Source organism: Peribacillus sp. FW305-BF15 (assembly GCF_058783805.1).
In genome coordinates, this window is sequence record NZ_JBYSYV010000005.1 from 76939 (window position 1) to 101056 (window position 24118).

Consider the following 24118-nt stretch of genomic DNA (forward strand, 5'->3'; position numbering starts at 1 on the left):
ATACTCAAACACGTTGGTATCATTACGCTCAGACAGTTTTATTTTATTTATATTTTTTTTACTAATTATGACTGAAACTGCACTGAAAACCGAATATTTTTTTATTTTAAAAAGATTTATTGAGTTTTTACTCAATAATAACGAATTAAAAACTTAAAAAATAAATTATCATTCGTTATTAATTTCATGGGAATCCTGCTCATTTTCGGACACAAAAAAAACCACCCCGAATCAACGGGGTGGTTCCTCTCCTCTTTCAAGCTTCATTTCGTATTACCAAATAATGAATAGAAGCACAACCGCCAAGACGATCCGGTAAATGGCAAAAGGAGTCAATTTAACTTTATTGATTAAAATCAAGAAAAAGCGGATACAGAATAATGCAAAGATAAATGCACTGATGAAACCTGCAATAAAGAATGGCAGAACTTCAGGCGTGAAGCTATCCCAGTATTTCACGATTTTCAAGAGACTGGCACCAGCCATGATCGGCACTGCCATGATGAACGTGAAATCGGAAGCAGCCCGATAGCTCATCCCTAATAGCACACCGCCTGATATCGTTGAACCTGAACGGGAAAATCCCGGCCATAGTGACAAACATTGAATTAATCCTACACCAAAGGCTTGTTTATAAGTGATTTGGTCAACCGTCTCTGCAGTCAGCTTTGGACGGAATTTATCCGCAGCAATCATCAAAAATGCGCCAAGGAACAATCCGACGATAACCGTCTTCATCGTAAAAAGATGATCATCAATATAATCTTCGAATAATAGACCTAAAACGCCCGCCGGCAACAATCCGACAATGATCTGCAATAGGTTAAGCTTTTGGCCGTTCCCAGCGGATGTGCCTTTCAGCTTCCTTAAACCAAGCAAGTCCATGAATCGCCCCCAGAAGAGCACGACAACGGCGAGTATCGAACCAAGCTGGATGACCACCTTAAAGGCATTAGCCACTTCACTCCCGAAAAGCTCTTTCGAATTCAGCCATAAATCATCGACGATAATCATATGCCCTGTTGACGATACAGGAGCAAACTCAGTTAATCCTTCTACAAGACCAAGGATAACTGCAACAAAAATTTCCCACATATTCATTTTATTCACCTCATGTTTCGAACACCTATTTATGGAAATACCATATGTATTTTACTCGTTGTTTAAAATATTGTCTATTAAACATTGCTGAAACAATTCAAGCGTACATGTATGATAGGGTTCAAGATAAAGTTTAAAGGGGAAGTGATGATTTTGCAAAACATACTGATTTTCGCCCATAGAGGGTCCAAGGGGACGCATCCTGAAAATACCATGGCAGCCTTTCAAAAGGCGGCAGAAATCGGGGCCGAGGGGATTGAGTTCGATGTCCACCTCAGTTCTGACGGGGAATTGGTCATCATCCATGACGAAACACTTGATCGAACGACCACCCTTACTGGTCATGTAAAAGATCATTCGGCACAAAAACTGAAAACGGCTGATGCCGGGAGCAAATTTTCCAATGAATTCCTTGGGGAGCGGATTCCTTTTTTAATGGACGTTTTCGACTGGGCTAAGGGAAATGCTTTATTGATGAATGTCGAAATCAAGACGGATAAACTCGCTTATGAAGGAATCGAACAGAAGATCATTGATGCAATTCGTCAATATGGAATGGAAAACCGGGTGATCCTCTCTTCCTTCAACCATCAATCCATTGAAAAAGTGAAGATGCTTGCCCCAGATCTTGAACGGGCATTATTGTTCGAGGGACTTCCTGAAAACTTCGAAGAAATCTTACGTGATAAAAAGGAATCGGGTTTTCATCCAGATAAAAACAGCCTGACTCCAGCGGTTAAAGAAAAAGCGAAAAAACTCGGATATAAAATCCGGCCTTGGGTCGCCAATGATGAAGCCGACATCGTCAGGCTGGCAGAGTTGGGAGTCGACGTCATCATGACCGATTTCCCTGAAAGGGCAATCAAGATTTTAAAAGCTTGGCAGTCACATGGCTGAACCATGCGAAAGAGAAGGAGCGTTGCTCCTTCTCTTTCAAATCCATATTTATTCAATTAATTAACGAGAGAAGTTTGAACCGCCTAGTTGTTGTTCAGCCATTTGAACCAAACGTTTTGTGATTTCCCCACCAACAGATCCGTTAGCGCGAGAAGTAGTGTCAGCACCTAGGTTTACACCAAATTCACTAGCGATTTCATTCTTCATTTGTTGTAGGGCTTGTTCTGCACCAGATACTAAAAGTTGATTGCTGTTATTGTTGTTTGCCATGTGTTTTTCACCTCCTACTAATATTAATTAGCATTTTAAGCTTAAATTATTATTGCCAATTTATTGAATTTTTTTGTTTGCGTTTCTCCCAATCCTGAGCTCTTTATCATGAATTTCTTTTTATGCTCATAAACTGTTAGGAAACTTTCAGTAGGAGGGAAAAGAATTGCAAATACATGTGGTTAGGCCAGGCCAGACGTTATATGGCATCGCCCAGACGTACAGCGTAACCGTTGACAGGCTCGTTGAATCAAATAAGATCCCTAACCCAAATAATCTTGTTTCGGGGCAGGCCCTTGTCATTCCAATCGTCGGCAGTTATTATTTCGTTCAACCGGGTGATAGTCTTTATTCCATTTCCCAAAGGGTTGATGTCCCTGTTCAAGAATTGGCAAATATAAATGGCATTTCCGAAAATCAAATCCTATCCGTTGGATACCGGCTTTATATTCCGGCACGGAGGAAAAGGACCGCCGAATTCAACGGCTATGTCGAGCCGAGGGGTACGACGGTTGCACCGGCCCTTGTGACGGCCGCCAGGGAAGCTGCGCCCTATTTAACCTACTTAGCCCCTTTCAGCTTCCAGGCGCTGCGAGACGGCTCCTTAAAAGAGCCATTACTCGATGACTTCCCTGCCATCGCCAGGGAAAATAAAAATGTCCTGATGATGGTGATCACAAATCAGGAGAATGACCAGTTCAGCGATGAGCTCGGGCGGATCATCTTAACGAATACTTCCGTTCAGAATAAGTTCCTGAACAATATCGTTACAACGGCAAAGAAATATGGTTTCCGGGATATCCACTTTGACTTTGAGTATTTACGGCCGGCCGACAGAGAAGCCTATAATCAATTTCTCCGGAAAGCCAGGGACCGCTTCAAGAAGGAAGGATGGTTCATTTCCACGGCACTGGCCCCTAAAACAAGTGCTGAGCAAAAAGGCCGATGGTATGAGGCGCATGACTATAAAGCACATGGTGAAATCGTAGACTTCGTCATCATCATGACATATGAATGGGGGTATAGCGGCGGACCGCCAATGGCAGTGTCACCTATCGGACCTGTTCGGGATGTCCTCGAATATGCCGTCACCGATATTCCTTCCAACAAGATCTTGATGGGGCAAAACCTATATGGCTATGATTGGACCTTGCCTTTTGTACAGGGATCCACTGCCAAGGCCGTAAGTCCGCAGCAGGCCATCCAAATTGCGGCGGACAATGATGTTTCAATTGAGTATGATGAAACCGCACAGGCCCCTCACTTCAATTATACCGATATTGAGGATAGGCAGCATGAGGTGTGGTTTGAAGATGCCAGATCGATTCAGGCAAAATTCGATTTACTCAAAGAATTGAACTTAAGGGGAATGAGTTATTGGAAGCTCGGCTTAGCCTTCCCCCAAAACTGGCTGCTCATCAGTGATAACTTCAACGTACGGAGAAGGGTTTAACAAAAGATATAGAATACCGAAGCTGAAATGGGCATATAATCAACCATCGAGCATGAAGTCCATTCAGGATACGTGACTCAGCACTAAAAGCCTTCCGACATCTTCCGGAGGGCTTTTATCATTTACCGTAATTCGATCAGGCAATATGCCGATATTCATCATTCAAAGTTTGTCTGTTCGGACCCTTATGAGCCATGCCTTTTTTGACCATACTATAGAAAAGCTCAAAGGGTGTGAAAATAATGATTCGAATCGGTCCATACATCAGTACCGTTCCAAGATTTCCGCGTTTCATCAGATTACTTTCCATCATCGCATTATTTTTACTTTCATTCGGGGTCTTGATCCACATTGTGGAGCCAAAGAGATTCCCCACCTTGCTTGATGGCATCTGGTGGGCAATCGTGACGATGTCAACGGTCGGCTATGGAGATTTCACTCCCGTGACCAATCTTGGCAAAATCATTGGGATGGTCCTCATTTTGTCAGGGGCCGGCCTGATTACTTCTTATTTTGCGTACATCGCTAAAATTTCCATATCCAATGAACAGCAATTTCTAACAGGAAAGAAAGTATTCGGCGGCGGCGGACATATTATCATTGTGGGCTGGAATGGCCGTTCCAAGAGAATCATCCAAAACATCCATGATCGCAAGCACCATCAATCCATTGTCCTTATCGATGATACACTGCAAAAGCACCCGCTTCCACGAACGAATATCCACTTTATCCAAGGAAAAGCTACATTGGATTCCGTTTTGCAGAAAGCCAATATTAAACAAGCCATTCGCGTCCTTATTACGGCTGACCTTAAGCAGGACGAGCTGCAAACGGATATGTTCTCGATTTTAACGTTACTGGCCGTCAAAGGGCTGAATCCGCATGTGTATTGTCTTGTGGAAATATTGACGTATGAACAAAAGGAAAATGCTTTACGGGCTGGGGCGGACGGTATAGTCGAAACGAATAAATTCGCGAGTGAATATATGCAGGATTGCTTATCGAAGGGGATCATAACGGAAGCCAGAGAACAAAATGAGCTGGATGGATTGAGCCTCAAACAGCTGCCCATCCAGGATGACTGGGCGGAATTGACGTTCAAACAGCTGAACGTTAAGCTATTCGATCAAAACATTTTATTGGTCGGCATCATTTCAGGAGGCAAGACCTTAATCAAGCCCCCCGGAGATGTAATCATCCATCGTGATGACACTCTAATCATCATTGATGATTAATGTAATAAAAGCTTTTCCAGATTACGGACAAGCGCTTTTCCTAAAGAGATATAGTTTTCCGGAAATTCGGCATCCGGATTTTCAGGCTCGGCAAACTGATTGAAGGAGGCGGAAAGGTTTCCGATATTTCCTTCATCGTCATTCCCGTCCTCGTACTTATGAGATAACAAAAACGGTTGTAAGAGTTCGACCATTACCCCGTCCTGATCGAGTGAACCATCAACAGCCTTGAAAGGGACCCGCAAGAATTGGTAGCCATCACTGTCATCAATCTTATAATCAAAAGACCCGTGGTCATAATCCCATCCTCCGCCTATCGCATATCCTTCCGGTTTTAACTTTGTCTCCAAATCGAACAACCCGAAAGTTTTCCCTTCCAACTGAGAAGAAATTTTAATCATTGTATAAAACCTCTTTCGCTAATTTTCTATTAGCTTAACCAAAGCGCCTAAAAAAAACCTGGAATGACTCTATTGTCCCCTTGATCAGGCATAAAGGAAGATTGGCTTCCTCACTGATTTCCAAGCTTTCCTTACGCTTTTATTTCAGCTTCGTCGCTCCCTCCTCCTCCATTCGTAATTACTGGATCTTCTGCTGGTAGCGTCAGGAAAATGCGGATTTACAACGTTAAGCACATTTTCCTGACGCTACCCATATATAACTTTGGCTCTTTGGCTCATTAAGTTTAACTATAGCATTGAACGAGACTTTAAATTCCCCACTTTTAACCTCAGAAATATGAACTAGGAACAGCACATAGAATAGTATAGAAATATTGCGGCTAATGCTGGACATGGAGGGGATGTATTTATATGAGTACCAGAATGATCCGGCAACTGATAAGGTCAAGGCAACAGGAATTAGTCGAACTTGCTGCTTCATTTATTCGAATTCCATCTGAAAATCCATCGCCCGAGTTTAAGAAGCGGTCAGCAGAAATGGGACGCCATATTAGCCGATACCTAGCAGCAAAAGGGTTCTTGATTACCGAGCACCGCCGTAGCGAAAATGCGCTGGTTACCGTGGTCTGTGATGCTCCCTTAACCAGGGTACCTGGTCCACGGCTCCTATTTTGTGGACATACAGATGTCGTACCTGCAGGCGATTGTTCACATTGGACCTTCGATCCTTTCTCAGGAGAAGTCAGAGCAGGTATGCTTTTGGGTAGGGGAGCCTCCGATATGAAAGGAGGCTTGGCAGCACTGATTTTTGTGGCTGGACTACTTCAGGAGTTCGCCCCCACTCTTAATTTGAAAGGTAGCCTAGGAGTTATTGCCTCTCCGGATGAAGAGACTGGCGGCATTGAGGTGGCCTCGCTCCTTGATCAAGGATTGATTAAGGGTGATGCTTGTCTGATTGGTGAACCAACGGACCGCTACCATCCGAATGCCGGTGAAAAGGGCAAGGCATGGATGCAGGTGATCATACCAGGTCAGACAGATCATGGCAGCCTACAACCGCTTTATGGAATCTCCGCCGTACGAAGAGGGGCAGCCGCGGTCGAAGCACTAACCAAGCTATGGGAGCTCAAGGCAACGCCTCCGCCAGAGCCTTGTCAACTTTTGTACAATACTGAGTGGCTCCTATCTCAGATTCTAGGAAATTCCTTACTGTCACAGTTACTTTATCGTCCCTCTTACAATCCAGGTATAATCCAGGGCGGAACAAATGTGAACGTCGTCGCAGACAAGTGTATCATTAAAGTGGATACCCGGGTTCCATTCGGTATGAAGCCCGAGTTTGTACTTGATATCGCTAGGAATCTTGTTAGTGCTGTAGCGCCAGGTGCGGTTGTAGAGCCAATGGTACCCTGTACTAACCCGAACTGGACCTTTGAGGATCGTCCAATTGTGAGGGCCATAGAACTGGGAATCCAGCGTGTCCTTGGAATGGAGGAACCCGTCTTCAGCGTACTTTTGCTTGGTTCAAGTGATGCCAGTCACTTCCGGCGCCATGGCATTGAAACTGTCCTTTACGGTCCTGGGCTGGAACACACTATCCATGGGTACGATGAGCGGGTTTCAGTGGAGAACTTAGTAGAATCTGCCGAGATATACGCTGAGACTGCAGTCAAGTATCTTAGGTCATTTTAAATCTATTTTCACTAAACTTTGCACGCGCTACTGCTAATGTTCTCTTTCAAGGTGTATATGGTCGTGGTCATTGGTGGGGATATTTGTATACTCGTTGGTATTAAATTCTTTAGTTCAATGCTAAACTAAATATATTTATTGCGTGTTTTGATCAAACTTTGTTTCAAATTTACATGAAGACCAAAAGCTAAAAAAAGAGCCTGAGCAGAAAAACCGCTTCAGGCTTTTTTCTTTTTGGGAAAAGTGGGAATTCCTTTTTTCTCAGAATGAACTAGGATTTTTTTAAATAATTCTTTGCCTAGGTTCACTTTTTGTATTATTAACATCTAACCTGTAGACAAACCAAGGGTTACAATGGCCCCTAATATGGGTCCTATGCAAGGAGTCCAACCAGCAGCAAAAGATAAAAAATATTTAAGTCTCCCAATATGATTTCCTCCAGTTTTGATTTTCTCTTGTTTAAACATCTTACATCTTGTTTCCATCCGGCAGGCAGGCTTCTTGCGGACCGGGGAACCGTTTTCAGTTTCTCTAGCTCCTCGATACTAATTCCCCCCCACTTTCATATTCGATACCAGTATCGAATATGTTTATTCTTACCCTTTGGCGTTCAACCAAAAAAGGCAACAAGCCGGATGTTATTCCGGCTTGTTGCCTTTTATATTATAAGCGCTGTTCAAGCTCCGCTTTTTTCTTTTCATAACCCGGCTTGCCTAAAAGAGCAAACATGTTCACCTTATAGGCCTCCACTCCAGGCTGATCAAATGGATTTACACCCAGTAAGTAACCGCTCATTGCACAAGCTTTCTCGAAGAAATATACAAGGTAGCCAAAAGTATAAGCATCGAGCTGAGGAACCGTTACGATCAGGTTGGGAACGCCACCGTCCGTATGGGCTAACAGCGTACCCTCAAATGCTTTATTATTCACGAATTGCACCGTTTCACCTGCTAGGTAATTCAGGCCGTCCAAGTCATTGGCCGCTTCTTCAATCACGATTTCATGACGGGCCTTATCGACTTTGATGACCGTTTCAAAAAGATCACGCCGTCCTTCCTGGACATACTGCCCTAATGAGTGCAGGTCGGTCGAGAAGTTAGCCGATGAAGGGAATATCCCTTTTTGATCCTTTCCTTCACTTTCTCCAAATAACTGTTTCCACCACTCAGAGAAGTATTGAAGTCCAGGCTCATAGTTTATCAGCATTTCAATCGTTTTCCCTTTATTGTAAAGGATATTCCGAACCGCCGCATATTGGTATGCCTGATTCTCTCCTAGCTCGGAAGAACTGAAGTCGGCCCTGGCACGCTCGGCTCCCTCCATGATTTGATCGATATCCGCCCCGCTGACAGCAATCGGAAGCAGCCCTACAGCCGTTAAGACCGAGTAACGTCCGCCAACATCATCAGGAATGACGAATGTTTGGAAACCTTCCTCCGTTGCTACCGTTTTTAATGCGCCCTTCTCTTTATCAGTCGTAGCATAAATGCGGCTCTTAGCTTCTTCAACGCCGTATTTTCGTTCAAGCAGTTTCCTGAAAATCCTGAAGGCCAGTGCAGGCTCCGTGGTCGTACCGGATTTAGAGATGACGTTGATCGAGAAATCCCTATTTTCCAATAGGTCCATCACGTCCTGCATATATGTAGAGCTTATATTATTACCGACAAATAAAATTTGCGGTGCTTTCCTTTTATCCGAAGGTAGAATGTTATAAAAACTATGTTGAAGCATCTCAACTGCTGCCCGTGCTCCCAGATATGATCCACCGATTCCGATAACCAGCAGCACTTCTGAATCTTCTTTTATTTTCGCGGCCGCTTTTTTGATTCTTGAGAATTCTTCTTTATCATAATTGGCGGGTAAATCAAGCCAGCCAAGATATTCATTGCCTGCCCCTGTCTGCTCATGCAGGGAATGGTGTGCCACTTTTACAGCATCCTGTAGATAGGTAATTTCATGCTCCCCGAAAAACGGCAGGGCTTTTGAATAATCGAAACGAATATGGGCCATTCAAATTCCTCCTTGAATTCTTTAGTTTCCCTTTCACTTTATCTGATGTAATTCTCATAATCAAGAAATCGATCAAGTAAATAACGAATTATGCATATAAAGCAATCTCCCACCTGGCAAGGAGGGAGATCGGATCATATCACTTGTTTATAAGGAAGCCCGTAAAATGGCAAGGACATCTTCACGGTTCAGGACTTTGAATCGTCCAAATTCCCCTCTGCTCATCGCTTTATCAGCCATGACTTCCAATTGTGAGTCATCGATGCCATAATCCGAAAGATTGGTCGGCGCCCCTAAGCTGCTCCAAAATGACCTAAGTCTTTCAATGCCTTCTAGGGCCGCTTCCTCATCCGTTTTACCTTCCGGATCTACATGGAATACACGGACTGCAACTTGTTTAAAGCGTGCGACATTTTCATGGAGCACATGCTTCATCCAATTCGGGAATAAGATGGCCAATCCCCCTGCATGCGGGATATCATAAACAGCTGAAACGGCATGTTCAATGTTATGCGTTGCCCAATCACCGCTGTAACCAACCCCAAGCGACCCATTCAAGGCTAGGTTTCCGGCATACAGGATAGTGGCCCGATGCTCATAATCCTCCAGGTCTTCCAATAGTTTAGGTGCCGTTTCAATCACCGTCGTTAACAGCGATTCACAAAAACGGTCTTGCAGCGGTGCATGCGTTTCCGGGTGGAAGTACGTTTCGAATACATGTGACATCATATCGACCATTCCGTATACCGTCTGGTCTTTTGGTACTGAAAAAGTATTTTCAGGGTCCAAAATGGAGAATTGAGGAAATACCAATGGACTTCCCCATCCATATTTCTCTTTCGTTTCCCAGTTTGTTATGACAGATCCGGAATTCGCCTCAGAGCCTGTTGCAGCTAAAGTCAGCACCGTTCCGAATGGAAGGGCCTCTTCGACTGGTGCCTTCTTAATGACAAGATCCCATGGATCCCCCTCATATTTAGCACCTGCAACGATGGCCTTTGTAGCGTCTATAACGCTTCCCCCTCCAACCGCAAGGACAAAGTCGATCCCATGTTCTTTACAAAGGTCAACACCCTTCCGGACCGTTGAGATGCGTGGATTCGGTTCAACTCCGGAAAGTTCGTGCACCTCTGCATCGATCTCTTTCAAGACATTGATCACTTTTTCATATAAGCCATTTTTCTTTATGCTTCCCCCGCCATATACAAGTAAAACTCTATCGCCATAGGCGGGAATTTCAGTTTTTAAGCTTTCAAGCTGACCTTTCCCGAAAATTACTTTTGTAGGATTTTTATATGTGAAATTCTCCAATGGTATCTCTCCTTTAATGCCACATTGACTCCGTTTTCGAATGAACGACAGGGGCCAAGTGCTAGTTTTTCTTTTATTCATTATGACCAATGTTCCATTTAAATACAAAACATCCGCCCGTAACTTTTGAGTGGATGTATATTTACATGCTGAAAATGCATGATAAGTAAAGAACTGATTTTTTCAAAAAAAGGAGGCTGTACAATGAGTGGAATACAAAGAATTGCACTTGTTCTTACTATAATCGGGGCAATCAACTGGGGATTAATAGGGTTTTTCCAATTTGACTTGGTCGCTTCGATTTTCGGGGGGCAAGATGCTGGAATGGCCCGTATCGTTTATGGATTGGTTGGAATTGCCGGTCTCATTAATCTTGGTCTTCTCTTTAAACCAAGTCCTGAAATTTCCAGGGAGCCTGAAACCAAACCGACTCGCTGAGATCTTGATCATCGACAATGTTATGTTCTATAAAATAAAGCCGGACCATGGATAAACACATGACCGGCTTTATTTCATTCATGGCACCAGGACAAAAAAAACCGGCTGATCGAGGATCTGCCGGTTCTAAAAAATTATTTTTTGATTAAGTCTTCGCGTTGAGATTGTTCAATCCACTCTTGAAGTTTGTCTTTCAATGTGTTGAAACCTTCAGTAGATTCGATGTGAGATGTCGCTTTAACAGATGCTTGGCGTTTTTTCGGAGCTTTTTTCGGAGCTTCAGTACGCTCAGGAGCTTCTTCTGTAGCGCGGATCGATAAGCCGATTTTTCCAGCAGCTGAATCGATGGAAAGAACTTTAACTTTCACTTCATCGCCCACTTTTAAATGTTCGTTAATATCTTTAACGAAGCCGTGAGTGATTTCAGAAATATGAACTAAACCTTGAGTTGATTCATCTAAAGCAACAAATGCACCGTATGGTTGAATACCAGTAACTTTACCAGCAACTACCGCACCAATTTCGAATTTTTCAGACATGGTAACACTCCTATTTTATATATATTTTTTCGTCTTTTCACGCAATAATAAATTATATCACATAATTGGAAAATAATCAAAGTTAAGTATACCATACTTTTTGGGATTTTACTCATTAAAAATGTTTGTTTTTTGGAAATAATAAATATTATAAGATCTTTGTATATAACTTAACCTAAAAATTTGCAAATAACCCCTATTTCCCTTAAGATATTTACTCATTTTTCTAAAGATTGTAATATTAAACCTATCCAATTGCCCCTAATCATAGTAAGATGAGAAAATGTTTTAAAAAAATAATATACAGCTAGATATTCTTTACATCTAAAGGAGTTTTTCCATCATGTCAAAACAAGATCAATGGACTTCAAAACTTGGGTTCATCCTGGCAGCCGCGGGATCCGCTATTGGATTGGGCGCCATCTGGAAGCTCCCGTATATGACTGGGGAAAATGGCGGTGGGGTCTTTTTCCTGCTCTTCATTATATTCACCCTGCTTATCGGGGCACCGATATTAATAGCGGAATTCACGATTGGCCGCAATGCACAGAAAGATGCCATTAGCGCATATAAACATATCGCCCCTGGAAAGCCTTGGGCATTGATTGGATATGGCGGTGTAGTCGCTTCAATCATCCTTCTTTCCTTCTTCAGTGTTGTTGGAGGCTGGATCATCTCCTATTTAGCAAGGAGCTTTACAGGTTCCCTCTCAAACTTGACGCAAGAGGAATATGGGAACTTCTTCAATACGATAATCAGTAATCCTTATGAAACGGTCATCGCTCAGTTATTATTCATGGTCTTTACCATTTGGGTCGTGCAAGGCGGCGTTTCCAAGGGAATTGAAAAGGCTAATAAATATATGATGCCTTCATTGTTCATTCTTTTCATCATCCTTCTTATCCGCTCCTTGACCCTGGATGGGGCAATGGAAGGTGTTAAATTCTTCTTGAAACCGGACTTTTCCGCATTAACAGGGGAAACGATCCTATTGGCACTCGGCCAATCCTTCTTTGCACTAAGTGTCGGTGTTTCCGTGATGGTAACCTACGCATCCTATTTAAGTAAAAAAGAAGATATTACAAAATCGGCCTTTTCGGTAGTTGGACTGAATATCTTCATTTCCTTGCTGGCAGGTTTGGTCATCTTCCCGGCTGTTTTCGCACTGGGTTTCAGTCCTTCAAGCGGGCCTGGACTGGTATTTGTCGTGTTGCCTGCCGTCTTCAATGAAATGGCGCTTGGCGGGATCTTCATGTTCATTTTCTTCATATTATTATTATTTGCCACCCTTACGACGGCATTCTCCATTCTCGAAATCGTCGTTGCAGCCATGATCAAGGGGGATTCCGCAAAACGGAAGAAGGCCTCTTGGATAGCTGGTATCACCGTTTTCCTGATTGGGATTCCTAGCGCATTGTCCTTTGGGGTGCTTTCGGATGTGAAGATTTTCAATTTATCCGTATTCGATTTCGCTGATTATCTGACAAGCAATATCGCGCTGCCAGTCGGCGCCTTGTTCATATCCCTTTTCATCGGTTATCAAATGAAAAGGATCGAGGTACAAAAGGAGTTCGAAACTGGCGCTGATTCCGGCCGATCACTTTTTAAACTTTGGTACTTCCTGATTCGCTACATCGTGCCGATCATGATCATACTCGTATTCCTTAAGTCAACTAATCTCATTTAACATTCAACGTGCCGTTTCGATATTTCTCGATGCGGCATTTTTTTCACAAAACCTACATATTCCGTTCCTTCACTTAAGTAATAATATGGTAAAATAATTACATAATAAAAATATATTTCCTGAAAAAGGAGTGTCTGACCATGTCAAATATCGCGAAGAATATCCGTCAATACCGAGAAGATCACAACCTAACTCAACAGGAACTGGCTTTGAAATTACGAATCGGCACAAAGAAAATCGAAAAGTATGAATCGGGTGAATCGGTTCCTGATACACAAACCATTTTACGTCTTTCCACCGTTCTTGACATTCCGGCTTCAGAATTCCTGAAGGATGCCCAGACCGGTAACGCTGCTGGTATCGACGAGGACTTAAAAAAATTGATTGAAGAAATCGGAACCAAAAAAGCTGAGCTCATTCTAAGGACAGCCAAGGACTTTAGCGAAGAAAAAATTCTGAAAGTTATGCATACTTTATATAAAACACAAGCTTAATTCAAAAAATGGGTCGTAGTATGTGTATTTTTTTTCTGGGTACTGGATATACTATGATTAACACTTTCTATGTTAATCCATTAGATTAACTCTTTTTTCTAATTCCCCCTATGGAAAGGGATCCGGCTGCTAATGGCCGGATCCCTATTTTTTTGCTTTTATTGGCAATGATTCTTCATGAAACGTTCCATTCTCCTGAGCGCCTCCTGAAGCTGTTCCATGGAGGATGCATAAGAACAGCGGATATGACCTTCACCGCTTTCCCCGAACACATCTCCCGGTACAACGGCCACAAGTTCTTCCGTCAGAAGTTTTTCAGCAAATTCCATCGAAGTCATCCCCGTTCTCTCGATTGATGGAAAAGCATAAAAAGCCCCGCCGGGATTATGGCAATCCAGCCCCATATCGTTAAATGATTTCACGATATAATTTCGTCTTCTCCGATAACTCCGACGCATTTCTTCCACATCCTGCATACCGTTCTTTAAAGCTTCCAATGCAGCATGCTGCGCAACGGTCGGCGCGCACATCATCGCATATTGGTGAAGCTTAAGCATCGCTTCGGAAATTTCCTTAGGTGCACAAACGAACCCAAGACGCCACCCTGTCATCGCAAACCCTTTCGAAAACCCATTGATGACAATCGTCCGCTCAAGCATGCCGTCAACGGCAGCAAAAGAAGTGAATTCCTCATCATAAGCAAGTTCGGCATAGATTTCATCGGAAATCACCAGCAAGTCATGCTTTTTAACGATGTCAGCAAGCATCACTAATTCTTCCTGCCCAAGCTGGGTTCCCGTCGGGTTATTCGGTGAACAGATTAAAACGGCCTTCGTTTTAGGCGTGATCGCCGCTTCGAGTTGTTGGGGAGTCAACTTAAAGTCTTCTTCCTTGGATGTTTGGACCGTGACCGGTATTCCCCCTGCCATGGTCACAAGCGGTGCATAGGCGACGAAACAAGGTTCGACGACAATTACTTCTTCACCTGGATTCAAGATGGTCCTCAGGGTAATATCGAGGGCCTGGCTTGCTCCGACCGTGACAATGATTTGATCATCCGGTCTATACGAAACATGGAACTGCTTCTCCATATACCGGCTGATTTCCGACCTTAATTCAAATAATCCGGCATTGGCCGTATATGAGGTATATCCTTCCTCCAGGGAGTTGATCGCCGCTTCCCTTACCGCCCAAGATGTAACGAAATCCGGTTCACCTACACCAAGCGAGACGACCCCTTCCAAATTGGCTGCCAAGTCGAAAAAGCGGCGGATGCCTGATGGCTTAAGCTCTGCAATCGTTTTTGAAACATAACTCGTTTTAATCATGGTGACACCACTATCCGCTTATCTTCTTCAGTTTGATCAAAAATGGTGCCATCATGCTTGTATTTTTTCATTATGAAGTGAGTCGTCGTAGAAATGACTGAATCCAGTGTCGAAAGTTTTTCCGAAACGAAGCTTGCCACTTCGTTCATCGAACGTCCTTCGACAATGACTGAAAGATCATATGCCCCAGACATTAAATAAACGGACTCGACTTCTTTGAACTTGTAAATCCTTTTTGCAACATCATCAAAACCGACGCCGCGTTTTGGAGTGACCTTTACATCGATCATCGCTGTGACACCATGGTATTCATCCACTTTAGCCCAGTTAATGACTGTTAAGTAACGTACAATGACCCGCATATCTTCCAATTTCTTCAATGTTATTTCAATGTCCGAATCTGATTGATCGGTCATTTTAGCCAAATCCTTCAGATCAATCCGGCTGTTATTTTCAATGATTCTCAAGACTTCCAATTCCTCTTCATTCAAGTGCATTGGAAAACCCCCCTTTTGGAATTCACTAATTTAGCTGTGATGGTTTGGCTGGCAGATAGTCTCACGAATTACCTTATTAGACTTTTTAAAAAACCTATATGACAATATAATTTAATAAGTCCTATGCTGTCAGGATAAACTTACACTATTATATCAAAATTGGCTGGTGACCTGTTATAGTAATTGTCTTTTTTCATCGTTATTATTACAATTACTGTTATGCAACAGTATTATAGGACCTTTTTTGGAATATTCAGGGTAACATAGGTTTTTATCATGGAACAATAACGGAGGAGGAGCTTATATGGAAAGTCATACAATCAAAGGTCTCGAACGGGTAGGGAATATCGAAATCTATTTTGAATATGACAAAATCGATGATTCTCTCCCCACCCTTGTCCTGCTTCACGGATTTTTGTCATCGAGCTTCAGTTTCCGTAAATTAGTCCCCCATTTAATCAAGGAATACAATGTGATCTCCATAGACCTCCCGCCATTCGGGCAAAGCGGAAAAGATTATCGATATACATATTCATTCCGAAACATCGCTAAATCCGTCGTTATGTTCCTGGAGGGAAAAGGAATCAAGAAATTCAGTATCATCGGCCATTCCATGGGCGGGCAGATTTCCCTGCAGCTCATCAAGTCATATCCTGACCTTGTCGACCATGCCATTCTACTTGCCGGCTCAGGCTATCAGCCCGGCTATTCGGAAAAAATGAAGATGGTCAGTTACCTGCCTTTCTTTTCATACGGGATAAAACGGTATCTGCAAAAATCAGGTATCGAAAAGAACTTGAAAAATGTCGTCCATGACCCGGCGATGATTGACGATGAAATGCGGCAGGGATATCTAGGGCCATTCATAAAGAAGCATGATATTTTCCGGGCATTGGGAAGGATGCTTCGAGATAAGGAAATCGATTTGCTGAAGGAGGACCTTAGTGATATACATACACCATGCCTGCTTATTTGGGGAAGACATGATCGAGTGGTGCCATTGAGTATCGGCGAAAGGCTCCATGAAGACCTGCCTAATTCCGAGCTTGTTGTCATTGAGGATTCCGGTCACCTTCTTCCAGAGGAGAAACCTGAAGAAGTGTATCAACTAATTAAGGGGTTTATTGGAGTAGCCACCCCAATATAAATTCACGAGTAAATCGCTGTAATTCACGAGTAAATGCGCGAAACTCACGAGTAAATGGGCGAAATTCACGAGTAAATGGGCGAAACTCACAAGTAAATGGCTGTAATTCACGAGTAAATCGCCAAAACTCACGAGTTTACTGCACAAACTCACGAGTAAAAGCACAATTCACCAATAAATCGCCGAATCTCACGGGTAAATCACTGAAATTCACGAGTATACTGCACAAACCATCAGTTAACTGAACAAACTATGGGTATAGAGCAAAAAAACAACGTAAAAAAGGTGCCCCTGATTTCCGGGTACACCTTTTTCACCTTTATATCGAACAGCTGGCATCATTTTTTATGATGAGCAGCTTTCGTGCAACGTCCAGGCACTTTTCCATCTGAATGGATTCATCGAATGCGAACTCGTAAATGGATTTTATTTTTTCCGCCAGTTCCTTCGGGTCATCTATATCCCGGATTGCTACGACCGTATCTGCAATTTCCGGCTCATATAGATCCCAACCTATCTTGAAAGGGTCCCATTCTTGTAAAACGGCAACCAACGCTAAATTCATTTGCTGTGTATCCATCTAATTTATCACCTGCTCAATATTTTCAAAGAACATGATATCATAGTATCATAACAACAGGCTTTTCGCGAAGACGACAAATTTTTATTCGGTGGTGGATATTTTGAATAAATCAATATTTGAAGAACAAATCAACAGGGAAAATTCAGGGTCTGCAAAATGGGATAAAAACTCCCTCACATCCTTATATGGGCGCGAGGATGTTCTGCCAATGTGGGTTGCCGATATGGACTTCCCATCTCCTGAGGGCATTCAAAAGGCATTGATGGAACGCTTGAATCATCCGATTTTCGGCTATACCGTCCCTTCTGAAACGGTTTTCACTGAAATTCAAAGCTGGCTTAAAGACCGGCACTCCTGGCAAATCGATAAGAAGTGGATTTCATTCAGCTCCGGCGTCGTTTCCGCAATCGGTACAACAATCCAGGCATTCACGAACCCGGGCGATAAAATACTGTTACAATCTCCCGTCTATACCCCATTTTTTGATATGATCAAAAATAATGACCGGGAAGTGGTCAACAGTCCCCTTATCATAGAAAAGGACCGCTTCGAGATTGATTTCAACGATTTTGAGGACAAGCTGAAGAGCGGAGTGAAACTATTCCTTTTTTGCAGTCCCCATAACCCTGGCGGACGCGTTTGGACAAAGGATGAACTCCTACGGATCGGGGAGCTATGTGAAAAATATGATGTAGTCATCGTCAGTGATGAGATACATGCTGACTTATTCCATACAACATCCAAGCATTATCCGATCGGCTCCCTTTCACGAAAATTAGCGGATAGGACCGTTACATTGATGGCGCCAAGCAAAACATTCAATATTGCCGGCCTTCAGGCTTCATTCCTGATCACCAGTAATGAAAGATTGCAGAAGAAACTGCAAATGGCGCAAACGAAACTAGCCTTCCATGGCCTTAACATCTTTGCCTTAACAGCAATGGAAGCCGCGTATCGGGAGGGCTTGGAATGGCTTGAAGACATGATTGGCTACATTGAGGAGAATATAAAAGTGGCAGAGGAATTCATTGCAGCCGAAATTCCTTCACTGCATGTCATGCATCCGGAAGCCTCTTACCTTTTATGGATTGACTGCCGTGACCTTGGATTGACCGACAAGGAAATAAAGGATCGACTGATCCATCAAGGGAAGCTCGCATTGGAGCCTGGTTCTAAATACGGACCTGGCGGAGAAGGTTTCGTCCGCATGAATCTCGGTTGTTCACGCAGCGTCATGATGGATGGGCTAAACCGGTTGAAATTGGCTTTTACTTAAAAAAAGAACCAGGCTTAGCATCCTGGTTCTTCTTTTTCAATCTTTTTCTTCATCCACATATGGATCATGCTCATATCGGGGCAAATCCCCAAACGGGGTTTGAATATTTTCTTCAAAAAGTTCTTCCTTCAATTCTTCATATTGGGAGTTCGGATAAACCGTTACCTCTTTACCGTATATATCCACACCAACGAAATTTTCATAATTTTCGACATAGCCGACATTTTCTTCGGACTCGACATACATATCTTCGTAATCGTTTGGCGGATTTACGAAATCGGAAGGCGATTCAGATGTTCCATAACTGGCAACATCCTGCCAAGAATCTTCCGCATCGTACGCAACCGATTCATGCCGGTCATCATAATCAAACCTCCCAAATGGGGGTCCGAGCACTTCCTCTTCCACCGGCCGATTGTCCGAAGTTTCCTGTGAGGGCGTATGCTCGACGCAATAAGTCGTAGTAGGGATCGCTTTCAAACGTTCAAGAGGTATTTCCTTTGAACAAACCTCGCATTTTCCATACCCACCTGCCTCGATGGCAGAAAGCGCTCGTTCAATATCCCTTATTTCATCCCGATCATGCTCGGAAAGGGCTAAATCTTTTTCCCGTTCATATAACTCGGTTCCTTCATCTCCGGGATGATTATCGTAACTCGATAACTCACCAGTCGAATCCTCCATGCTTCTTCTTAAATCGTAGTTGCCTGAATCATTTAATCGCTCTTCCAACTCTTGCTTCGTTTGCTGCAATTGCTGTTGAAATTCTTTTAGCTGCTGATTGGATAGCATGTGCAACATCCTTTCAAAATCGTTCTTCCCTCTAGTATTTCTCTCTTCCCGTCATTCCATAAAGGTACTTTTTACCTTAGGAATAATTTAATTCAGATAACAGAAGCTAACTTAGAAATATTTATTTTAAGGAGGGCTTCCATTTGTACTTCTATAAAGAAGACTTAATCAATATGATCGTTCCCGATAAGCCTGATCCAAATGCAGCAAAAGTGCTCCAGGAAACGCTTGGAGGGCAATTCGGTGAAATGCGGACGATGATGCAATATTCTTTCCAAAGCGCCAACTTCCGCGGCAAGGCTAAACAATATCGTGATTTAATTCGCGGAGTTTTCTTGGAGGAACTGAGCCATGTAGAACTTGTCCAATCTACCATCAATCAGCTGCTGAATGATGCTGGCGGGGATATGCCTGGAGATTCCGGTACCGATGGCGCTCCATTGGATGAAGTCATTAAAGGCGGCGCAAACCCTCACCATTTCATCATCGGTGCGAAAGCATCCCTGCCCGTCGATGCTGGCGGCAATCCATGGAACGGATCATGGGTTTATGATCACGGTAATCTTGTGGCCAACCTTTTGAATAATGTCATGCTTGAATCTACGGGAGTCCTGCAAAAGTCGAGGATTTATGAAATGAGTTCCAATAAAACAATGCGCGAAACACTGGCATTTTTAATGGTTCGCGACAATGCCCACCAAAATGCATTTGCCAAGGCATTGGAAACGCTTGGCGTCGACTGGGGAAAAATCTTCCCTGTGCCTAATTATGATTTGAACAAATATCCTGAATGCCGCAAATATGTGGATTTAGGCTACCATAATGCCCAATTCAATTTCAGGATGGACCAAACACGGATCAGCCAGATTTTCCAAGGGGAGACACCGAGCCGAAATGGCGGAAACCTAGCTGTTACCGAGCCGCCAAAAGGATTCCCGGTCCCTGAAATGCCGGATATGCCAAATGAGCATAGCCCGGGATTGAGTGATTTGAATAATTAAAAAAGAAGGCGGACACATCGTTCTGTGTTCGCCTTCTTTTTTAATTATTGATATATTTTTCAAAAACAAAGCCAAAATCTTTCACATGGTACTTTTTCCGGCTGTCCATCAACCATTCGAAAGCGGCCGAATTAATTTCCTTGAAACTTGCTGCCATTTGGCTTCCATCAGTTCGAACCTGGTTCAAAGTGGAAGAAGCAAGGTTTACGCTTTGCTGGGCATATTGAAGGGCAAACTCATTCTCATGGCTAATTTCCGATATTTTCACGAGTGATTTGAACAAGTCCTTTAATTCTTCAATGAATTTCTTATGGATATCAATGGAGAAAGTCTTTGCACCGATCGAAAATTTAATTTCTGCATCCAAATCCACTGTCCCTGCGGTTTCAAGCGTGGCGTTGGAAATCGTATACTGGCTGTAGCTATATCTCGTAAGTGTTCGCTTTTTGCTGATCGCACTTGTGCCGTCCAAATGTATGAACGCTTGATTCGTGAAACAGTACTCATCGGTTTTCGATTTAATCAGGAAATAAATTTTTTCCCCATCTTCATGCATGATATAATCATCTGCATCCACCTTGTCATAATCTGCAGGACTAATCACACTTCCAATATCACTAAGACCAAGGGCATCAGCCGCCATTTTCTTAAACATAACCATTCCCCCTATCAATATCCAGGTGAATTTCACCTTATTATAAGCATTTCTCCAGTATGATCTCGTCTCGGATCGGAATTCCATCAAAACTGTAGAATGGTATTTCCGGCTTGATTTTCCGTGATTCTTCCACGGCATTTTTAACGATTTCCGAAATGACATAACCACGCTTTTGAAAAAACTTCAACGCCTGTAGATTATCGTTCGTTGTAATCGCTTTAATAGTATGGCAATTTTTTTCCTTAGCGATATTTTCCATCACATAAAGCAATGATGAGCCCACACCTTGATTTTCATGCTCACTGTTCAAAGAGATGATCTGACATACATGGTCGGATAATTTGTATGTTCCCAACCCCGTGATTTTTCCATTCTCGTCCATCACCCCAACACCCTCAAGTTCCGCATAATGAAACAAGCCTCTTGAAAAAACAACTTGAGTCGTCTCCCAGTGCTGAATGAAAAAATCCTTGACCGTATCTGCCGCAATCATTCTTTTAGCTACGATTTGCATAACCAATTACGCCCCCAAAATTTCTATCTCTATGCTTATAGTATAAAATGCTTATGCTGAGAAAGGAACATTTAATTCTTTACGACCTTCTAACAAAACATAATACCATTCATATTGAGATAATCAATATCAAAAAAAAGGGGCTCGAGATGCAGGCATCTTCCGGGATCAGGAAATGGTATCATCCTTTATACGCTGGTTCCTTCTGGTGACCTCATCTTCGAATTGCTTCGTTTTCAATTCTTCCTTCTTTGAATATCTTATAATTGCCCTCATCGTAAAAACGGCCGCCACTAAAAAAATGAAGCAAGTTATACCAGCTGAGATATATTCAGTCTTGTCTTCCGGAAAGTAAAGAAACAAACCTAGTAAAGCATGATTGAGAAAGTCCATCCGTTACATCCTTCCTGATAGGGAATTAAACTGCATTCTCTCATTATATCAATTACCAGAACAATCCACTAGTGGGCCTAATCCACTAAAACATAAAAAACGAGAGGCACTGAGCCCCTCGCTTATCTTTTATTTAGGCTCTTTTCGTAAAGATTGTTGTTGTGAGTTGTGGTTGATTTCCCCTCCAGATGCTCGCTTTCCGCGGGGCGGGTGGTGAGCCTCCTCGGCGTAAACGCCTGTGGGGTCTCACCTATCCCGCTGCTCCCGCAGGAGTCTCGCACTTCCGCTCCAATCAACCTTAAATAGTATCGTTTTAAAAAAATAGCAACAAAGTATGTGAAAACAGCCTTTATTTATAGAATGGTGATCCCTTTAATGACAACGTCAACTGCTGGCTTGTCTCCCGCAACTGTCTCTACGTTAGCAATCGTATCAACAACGTCCATGCCTTCGACCACTTGTCCAAAAACAGAGTGTTTATGATCCAGCCAAGGTGTGCCTCCTTGTTCCATATAAGCACTGATGATTTCTTCCGGATAACCGGCTTGCTTCATTTGCTCACCCATCCTGCTGTCCACATGCTGGGCTTGTACGACGAAGAATTGGCTGCCGTTTGTTCCCGGGCCTGCATTAGCCATGGAAAGAGCTCCGCGCAAATTGAATAATTGCATGGAAAACTCGTCCTCAAATGGAGCTCCCCAAATACTTTCTCCACCCATTCCAGTCCCTGTCGGATCTCCGCCTTGAAGCATGAAATCCTTGATGACACGGTGGAAGATGATTCCTTCGTAATAACCGTTTTCAGCATGTGTCAAGAAATTCTCCACTGTCTTTGGAGCCAGTTCAGGGAATAGTTTAATTTTAATATCGCCCATCGTCGTTTGCATGATGACCGCTTTTTCATTTTCCAAAACTTCACTTGTTAATTGCGGAAAGTTTGTCATTGTACATAACCTCTTTCTTTTTAAAATAAAATGGCATGAAACACCATTTTTCATCTTCATTTGTACACTTTACACGATTTTCAAAAAAAAAGCATCTTTACGAAATTGAACAAATTCGCTGTGAAAAATCGTTGTTCTTATGTATTATGAAGGAAGTTAAAAGAAAGGTGGTAGGGAAATGTCAGAACAGGATTTTAAAATCGGCGATAAGGTTACCGCCATATATAAAACTGGAAAATACATTGGGGAAGTCACCGATATCAGACCTGCTGCATATCTTGTTAGAGTGTTGGCTGTTTTGAAGCATCCCATGCAGGGAGATCTTCATAACCCGAAGCAAACGGAAGTGTCCATGTTCCATCAGCGGCGTGCTCTTGCATTCCGGGAACAAACCAATGTACCAAAGAATATGGTAAGGACTTTCGATGAGGAGATTCCGGAGTATAAGGAATCCTTAAGAGAAGCTGTTGATAAAATGAAAGGCACTTTAAGCGAAGCCCAAACAGAGTGGAATGATAAAAGCTTACAGTTGCTTGAAGATCTAGCGGCGGATTATTTCAAATAAAGCTTAAAAGCCAAATCAGTAGTATATGATTTGGCTTTTATAACGCTAAATGATTCAATACCTTTGATAAATCAATGCGGTCGCCAATTGTCGTCGGTTCATGATTTTTCATATAACTTTTATCTTTCTCCACTAACTTAAAGATATTATATGTCGTAATCGCATCATCCAGCGCCCTATGATGCTTGCCTGTCCCTTCTTTGCCATAGGCCTGTACAGCTTTCCAAAGTCCGGTTTGATTTTGATCCCCGAAAAAGCGTTTATACTCCAGGCATAGATCATTTTCCTTCCCTGAAAAAGGGAAATCCAATCCTGCCTTCTGACAATTCTGGCGAAGCACCTTCATGTCCATATTTCCCCAAGTAACAATCGTCGTCGGGTGCTGTTCATCTATTTTCTTCAATAACGCAACCAGCTCTTCAAATGAAATCCCCCGGTCCACCTGATCCTGGGTAATGTTCAAGAACTTCTTGCATCTTCCCGTTAAAACTGGAAATTTCAATGGGTTAACAAAAGATGAGAATTGTTCCTCAATGGTCTCATTAATGACGGTGACTAAACCAACCTCAATGATTTCCGGATAAAACCCCGTTGGATTGGCCTTTCCTTCCGGCATCGTAAATTCAAAATCTATGAATACATATTGCTGTTGTTCCTCCATTTTTATGACCCCCTTCATATTCCTGACATCAACATATAAACAAACATGGTTTTTTCTCACGAGATTATTATAACAGAAGATTTAGAAAGTTATTTCTTTGCCATTCGGATACCGCGCTCGCCGTCATTACCTAATTTACCCAAAACCCTTTATTGTCTACCTTTTTTGGATCACGATGGATGAATGAACCAAAAGTACCATTTTTTCATTCCTTCATTCCAAGGACATACT

Annotated in this window: 26 protein-coding genes; 11 read left to right on the plus strand and 15 right to left on the minus strand. The window is 42.7% G+C overall.

The features are described 5' to 3' along the window. Positions 1-273: 273 nt before the first annotated feature. Positions 274-1101 carry an undecaprenyl-diphosphate phosphatase gene (locus AC3WLU_RS06610; protein WP_057278017.1) on the minus strand — a complete coding sequence of 276 codons (828 nt, stop codon included), beginning with the start codon at positions 1099-1101 and terminating at the stop codon, positions 274-276. Positions 1102-1254: 153 nt separating this feature from the next. Between AC3WLU_RS06610 and AC3WLU_RS06615 the strand changes: the two genes are divergently transcribed. Next, positions 1255-1998 (plus strand): glycerophosphodiester phosphodiesterase, encoded by a 744-nt coding sequence (locus AC3WLU_RS06615; RefSeq protein WP_492597019.1) that lies wholly within the window; start codon positions 1255-1257, stop codon positions 1996-1998. A gap of 60 nt (positions 1999-2058) precedes the next feature. Here the strand turns inward: AC3WLU_RS06615 and AC3WLU_RS06620 are convergent, their stop codons facing one another. After that, complete coding sequence (locus AC3WLU_RS06620) at positions 2059-2268, minus strand: alpha/beta-type small acid-soluble spore protein (RefSeq protein WP_034310322.1); 210 nt, start codon at positions 2266-2268, stop codon at positions 2059-2061. Between the two features lie 166 nt (positions 2269-2434). Here AC3WLU_RS06620 and AC3WLU_RS06625 point away from each other — a divergent pair, with 166 nt between their 5' ends. Together AC3WLU_RS06625 and AC3WLU_RS06630 are read left to right on the plus strand one after the other, a co-directional pair. Then, a complete protein-coding gene (locus AC3WLU_RS06625; protein WP_096339285.1) occupies positions 2435-3721 on the plus strand; it encodes a glycoside hydrolase family 18 protein in 1287 nt (428 codons plus the stop codon). A 242-nt stretch (positions 3722-3963) separates the two neighbouring features. Beyond that, on the plus strand, positions 3964-4956 hold the full coding sequence (locus AC3WLU_RS06630; protein WP_413000828.1) for a potassium channel family protein: 993 nt from the start codon (positions 3964-3966) through the stop codon (positions 4954-4956). Here AC3WLU_RS06630 and AC3WLU_RS06635 read toward each other — a convergent pair. Continuing rightward, positions 4953-5357: a YugN-like family protein gene (locus tag AC3WLU_RS06635; RefSeq protein ID WP_057278022.1), complete on the minus strand. Its 405-nt coding sequence runs from the start codon at positions 5355-5357 to the stop codon at positions 4953-4955. The two genes, AC3WLU_RS06630 and AC3WLU_RS06635, sit on opposite strands and share 4 nt — an antisense overlap. A 411-nt stretch (positions 5358-5768) precedes the next feature. Here AC3WLU_RS06635 and AC3WLU_RS06640 point away from each other — a divergent pair, with 411 nt between their 5' ends. Beyond that, positions 5769-7049, plus strand: a complete 1281-nt coding sequence (locus AC3WLU_RS06640) for a M20 family metallopeptidase (protein WP_492597020.1) — start codon at positions 5769-5771, stop codon at positions 7047-7049. Between the two features lie 663 nt (positions 7050-7712). Here the strand turns inward: AC3WLU_RS06640 and AC3WLU_RS06645 are convergent. Both AC3WLU_RS06645 and AC3WLU_RS06650 read right to left on the minus strand, forming a co-directional pair. After that, a complete protein-coding gene (locus AC3WLU_RS06645) occupies positions 7713-9059 on the minus strand; it encodes a glucose-6-phosphate isomerase (RefSeq protein WP_492597021.1) in 1347 nt (448 codons plus the stop codon). Between the two features lie 147 nt (positions 9060-9206). Continuing rightward, positions 9207-10370 carry an iron-containing alcohol dehydrogenase gene (locus AC3WLU_RS06650; RefSeq protein WP_063574781.1) on the minus strand — a complete coding sequence of 388 codons (1164 nt, stop codon included), beginning with the start codon at positions 10368-10370 and terminating at the stop codon, positions 9207-9209. Positions 10371-10574: 204 nt separating this feature from the next. On the opposite strand from AC3WLU_RS06650, the gene AC3WLU_RS06655 reads away from it, so the two are divergent. After that, the gene (locus AC3WLU_RS06655; RefSeq protein ID WP_034310308.1) at positions 10575-10808 is read left to right on the plus strand and encodes a DUF378 domain-containing protein; all 234 of its coding nucleotides are present in this window, start codon (positions 10575-10577) and stop codon (positions 10806-10808) included. 134 nt (positions 10809-10942) lie between these two features. On the opposite strand, the gene yugI is transcribed toward AC3WLU_RS06655, so the two are convergent. Further along, a complete protein-coding gene (gene yugI, locus AC3WLU_RS06660) occupies positions 10943-11347 on the minus strand; it encodes a S1 domain-containing post-transcriptional regulator GSP13 (protein ID WP_034310304.1) in 405 nt (134 codons plus the stop codon). A gap of 343 nt (positions 11348-11690) precedes the next feature. On the opposite strand from yugI, the gene AC3WLU_RS06665 reads away from it, so the two are divergent. Both AC3WLU_RS06665 and AC3WLU_RS06670 read left to right on the plus strand, forming a co-directional pair. Beyond that, positions 11691-13034 carry a sodium-dependent transporter gene (locus AC3WLU_RS06665; RefSeq protein WP_413024684.1) on the plus strand — a complete coding sequence of 448 codons (1344 nt, stop codon included), beginning with the start codon at positions 11691-11693 and terminating at the stop codon, positions 13032-13034. A 140-nt stretch (positions 13035-13174) separates the two neighbouring features. After that, positions 13175-13528, plus strand: coding sequence for a helix-turn-helix domain-containing protein (locus tag AC3WLU_RS06670; RefSeq protein WP_057278025.1), 354 nt, complete (start codon positions 13175-13177; stop codon positions 13526-13528). 158 nt (positions 13529-13686) lie between these two features. Here AC3WLU_RS06670 and AC3WLU_RS06675 read toward each other — a convergent pair whose 3' ends face one another. Then, the gene (locus AC3WLU_RS06675) at positions 13687-14856 is read right to left on the minus strand and encodes an aminotransferase (RefSeq protein WP_413024686.1); all 1170 of its coding nucleotides are present in this window, start codon (positions 14854-14856) and stop codon (positions 13687-13689) included. Further along, entirely contained in the window at positions 14853-15353 is a 501-nt protein-coding gene (locus tag AC3WLU_RS06680; RefSeq protein ID WP_034310292.1) for an Lrp/AsnC family transcriptional regulator, read from the minus strand. Before AC3WLU_RS06680 ends, AC3WLU_RS06675 begins: the two co-directional genes overlap by 4 nt. 304 nt (positions 15354-15657) lie before the next feature. Between AC3WLU_RS06680 and AC3WLU_RS06685 the strand changes: the two genes are divergently transcribed. After that, a complete protein-coding gene (locus AC3WLU_RS06685) occupies positions 15658-16500 on the plus strand; it encodes an alpha/beta fold hydrolase (RefSeq protein ID WP_492597022.1) in 843 nt (280 codons plus the stop codon). Between the two features lie 319 nt (positions 16501-16819). Here the strand turns inward: AC3WLU_RS06685 and AC3WLU_RS06690 are convergent, their stop codons facing one another. Continuing rightward, complete coding sequence (locus AC3WLU_RS06690) at positions 16820-17080, minus strand: DUF1871 family protein (protein WP_048882924.1); 261 nt, start codon at positions 17078-17080, stop codon at positions 16820-16822. Positions 17081-17174: 94 nt separating this feature from the next. Between AC3WLU_RS06690 and AC3WLU_RS06695 the strand changes: the two genes are divergently transcribed. Further along, on the plus strand, positions 17175-18359 hold the full coding sequence (locus AC3WLU_RS06695) for a MalY/PatB family protein (protein ID WP_369315067.1): 1185 nt from the start codon (positions 17175-17177) through the stop codon (positions 18357-18359). A 36-nt stretch (positions 18360-18395) separates the two neighbouring features. On the opposite strand, the gene AC3WLU_RS06700 is transcribed toward AC3WLU_RS06695, so the two are convergent. Next, entirely contained in the window at positions 18396-19151 is a 756-nt protein-coding gene (locus AC3WLU_RS06700; protein ID WP_095679249.1) for a TraR/DksA C4-type zinc finger protein, read from the minus strand. Between the two features lie 143 nt (positions 19152-19294). On the opposite strand from AC3WLU_RS06700, the gene AC3WLU_RS06705 reads away from it, so the two are divergent. Then, positions 19295-20152 carry a manganese catalase family protein gene (locus tag AC3WLU_RS06705; RefSeq protein WP_098864791.1) on the plus strand — a complete coding sequence of 286 codons (858 nt, stop codon included), beginning with the start codon at positions 19295-19297 and terminating at the stop codon, positions 20150-20152. Between the two features lie 40 nt (positions 20153-20192). Here AC3WLU_RS06705 and AC3WLU_RS06710 read toward each other — a convergent pair whose 3' ends face one another. From AC3WLU_RS06710 to AC3WLU_RS06725, 4 genes are all read right to left on the minus strand, one after another. Then, on the minus strand, positions 20193-20807 hold the full coding sequence (locus AC3WLU_RS06710) for a PH domain-containing protein (protein ID WP_492597023.1): 615 nt from the start codon (positions 20805-20807) through the stop codon (positions 20193-20195). A 40-nt stretch (positions 20808-20847) separates the two neighbouring features. After that, a complete protein-coding gene (locus AC3WLU_RS06715; RefSeq protein WP_034310275.1) occupies positions 20848-21324 on the minus strand; it encodes a GNAT family N-acetyltransferase in 477 nt (158 codons plus the stop codon). Positions 21325-21492: 168 nt separating this feature from the next. Beyond that, the gene (locus tag AC3WLU_RS06720) at positions 21493-21717 is read right to left on the minus strand and encodes a hypothetical protein (protein ID WP_034310272.1); all 225 of its coding nucleotides are present in this window, start codon (positions 21715-21717) and stop codon (positions 21493-21495) included. Between the two features lie 353 nt (positions 21718-22070). After that, positions 22071-22661 carry a peptidylprolyl isomerase gene (locus AC3WLU_RS06725; protein WP_034310270.1) on the minus strand — a complete coding sequence of 197 codons (591 nt, stop codon included), beginning with the start codon at positions 22659-22661 and terminating at the stop codon, positions 22071-22073. 178 nt (positions 22662-22839) lie between these two features. On the opposite strand from AC3WLU_RS06725, the gene kapB reads away from it, so the two are divergent. After that, complete coding sequence (gene kapB / locus AC3WLU_RS06730) at positions 22840-23226, plus strand: kinase-associated lipoprotein KapB (RefSeq protein WP_057278031.1); 387 nt, start codon at positions 22840-22842, stop codon at positions 23224-23226. A gap of 37 nt (positions 23227-23263) precedes the next feature. Here kapB and kapD read toward each other — a convergent pair whose 3' ends face one another. Then, positions 23264-23887 carry a 3'-5' exonuclease KapD gene (gene kapD, locus AC3WLU_RS06735; protein WP_034310264.1) on the minus strand — a complete coding sequence of 208 codons (624 nt, stop codon included), beginning with the start codon at positions 23885-23887 and terminating at the stop codon, positions 23264-23266. Positions 23888-24118: the final 231 nt, after the last annotated feature.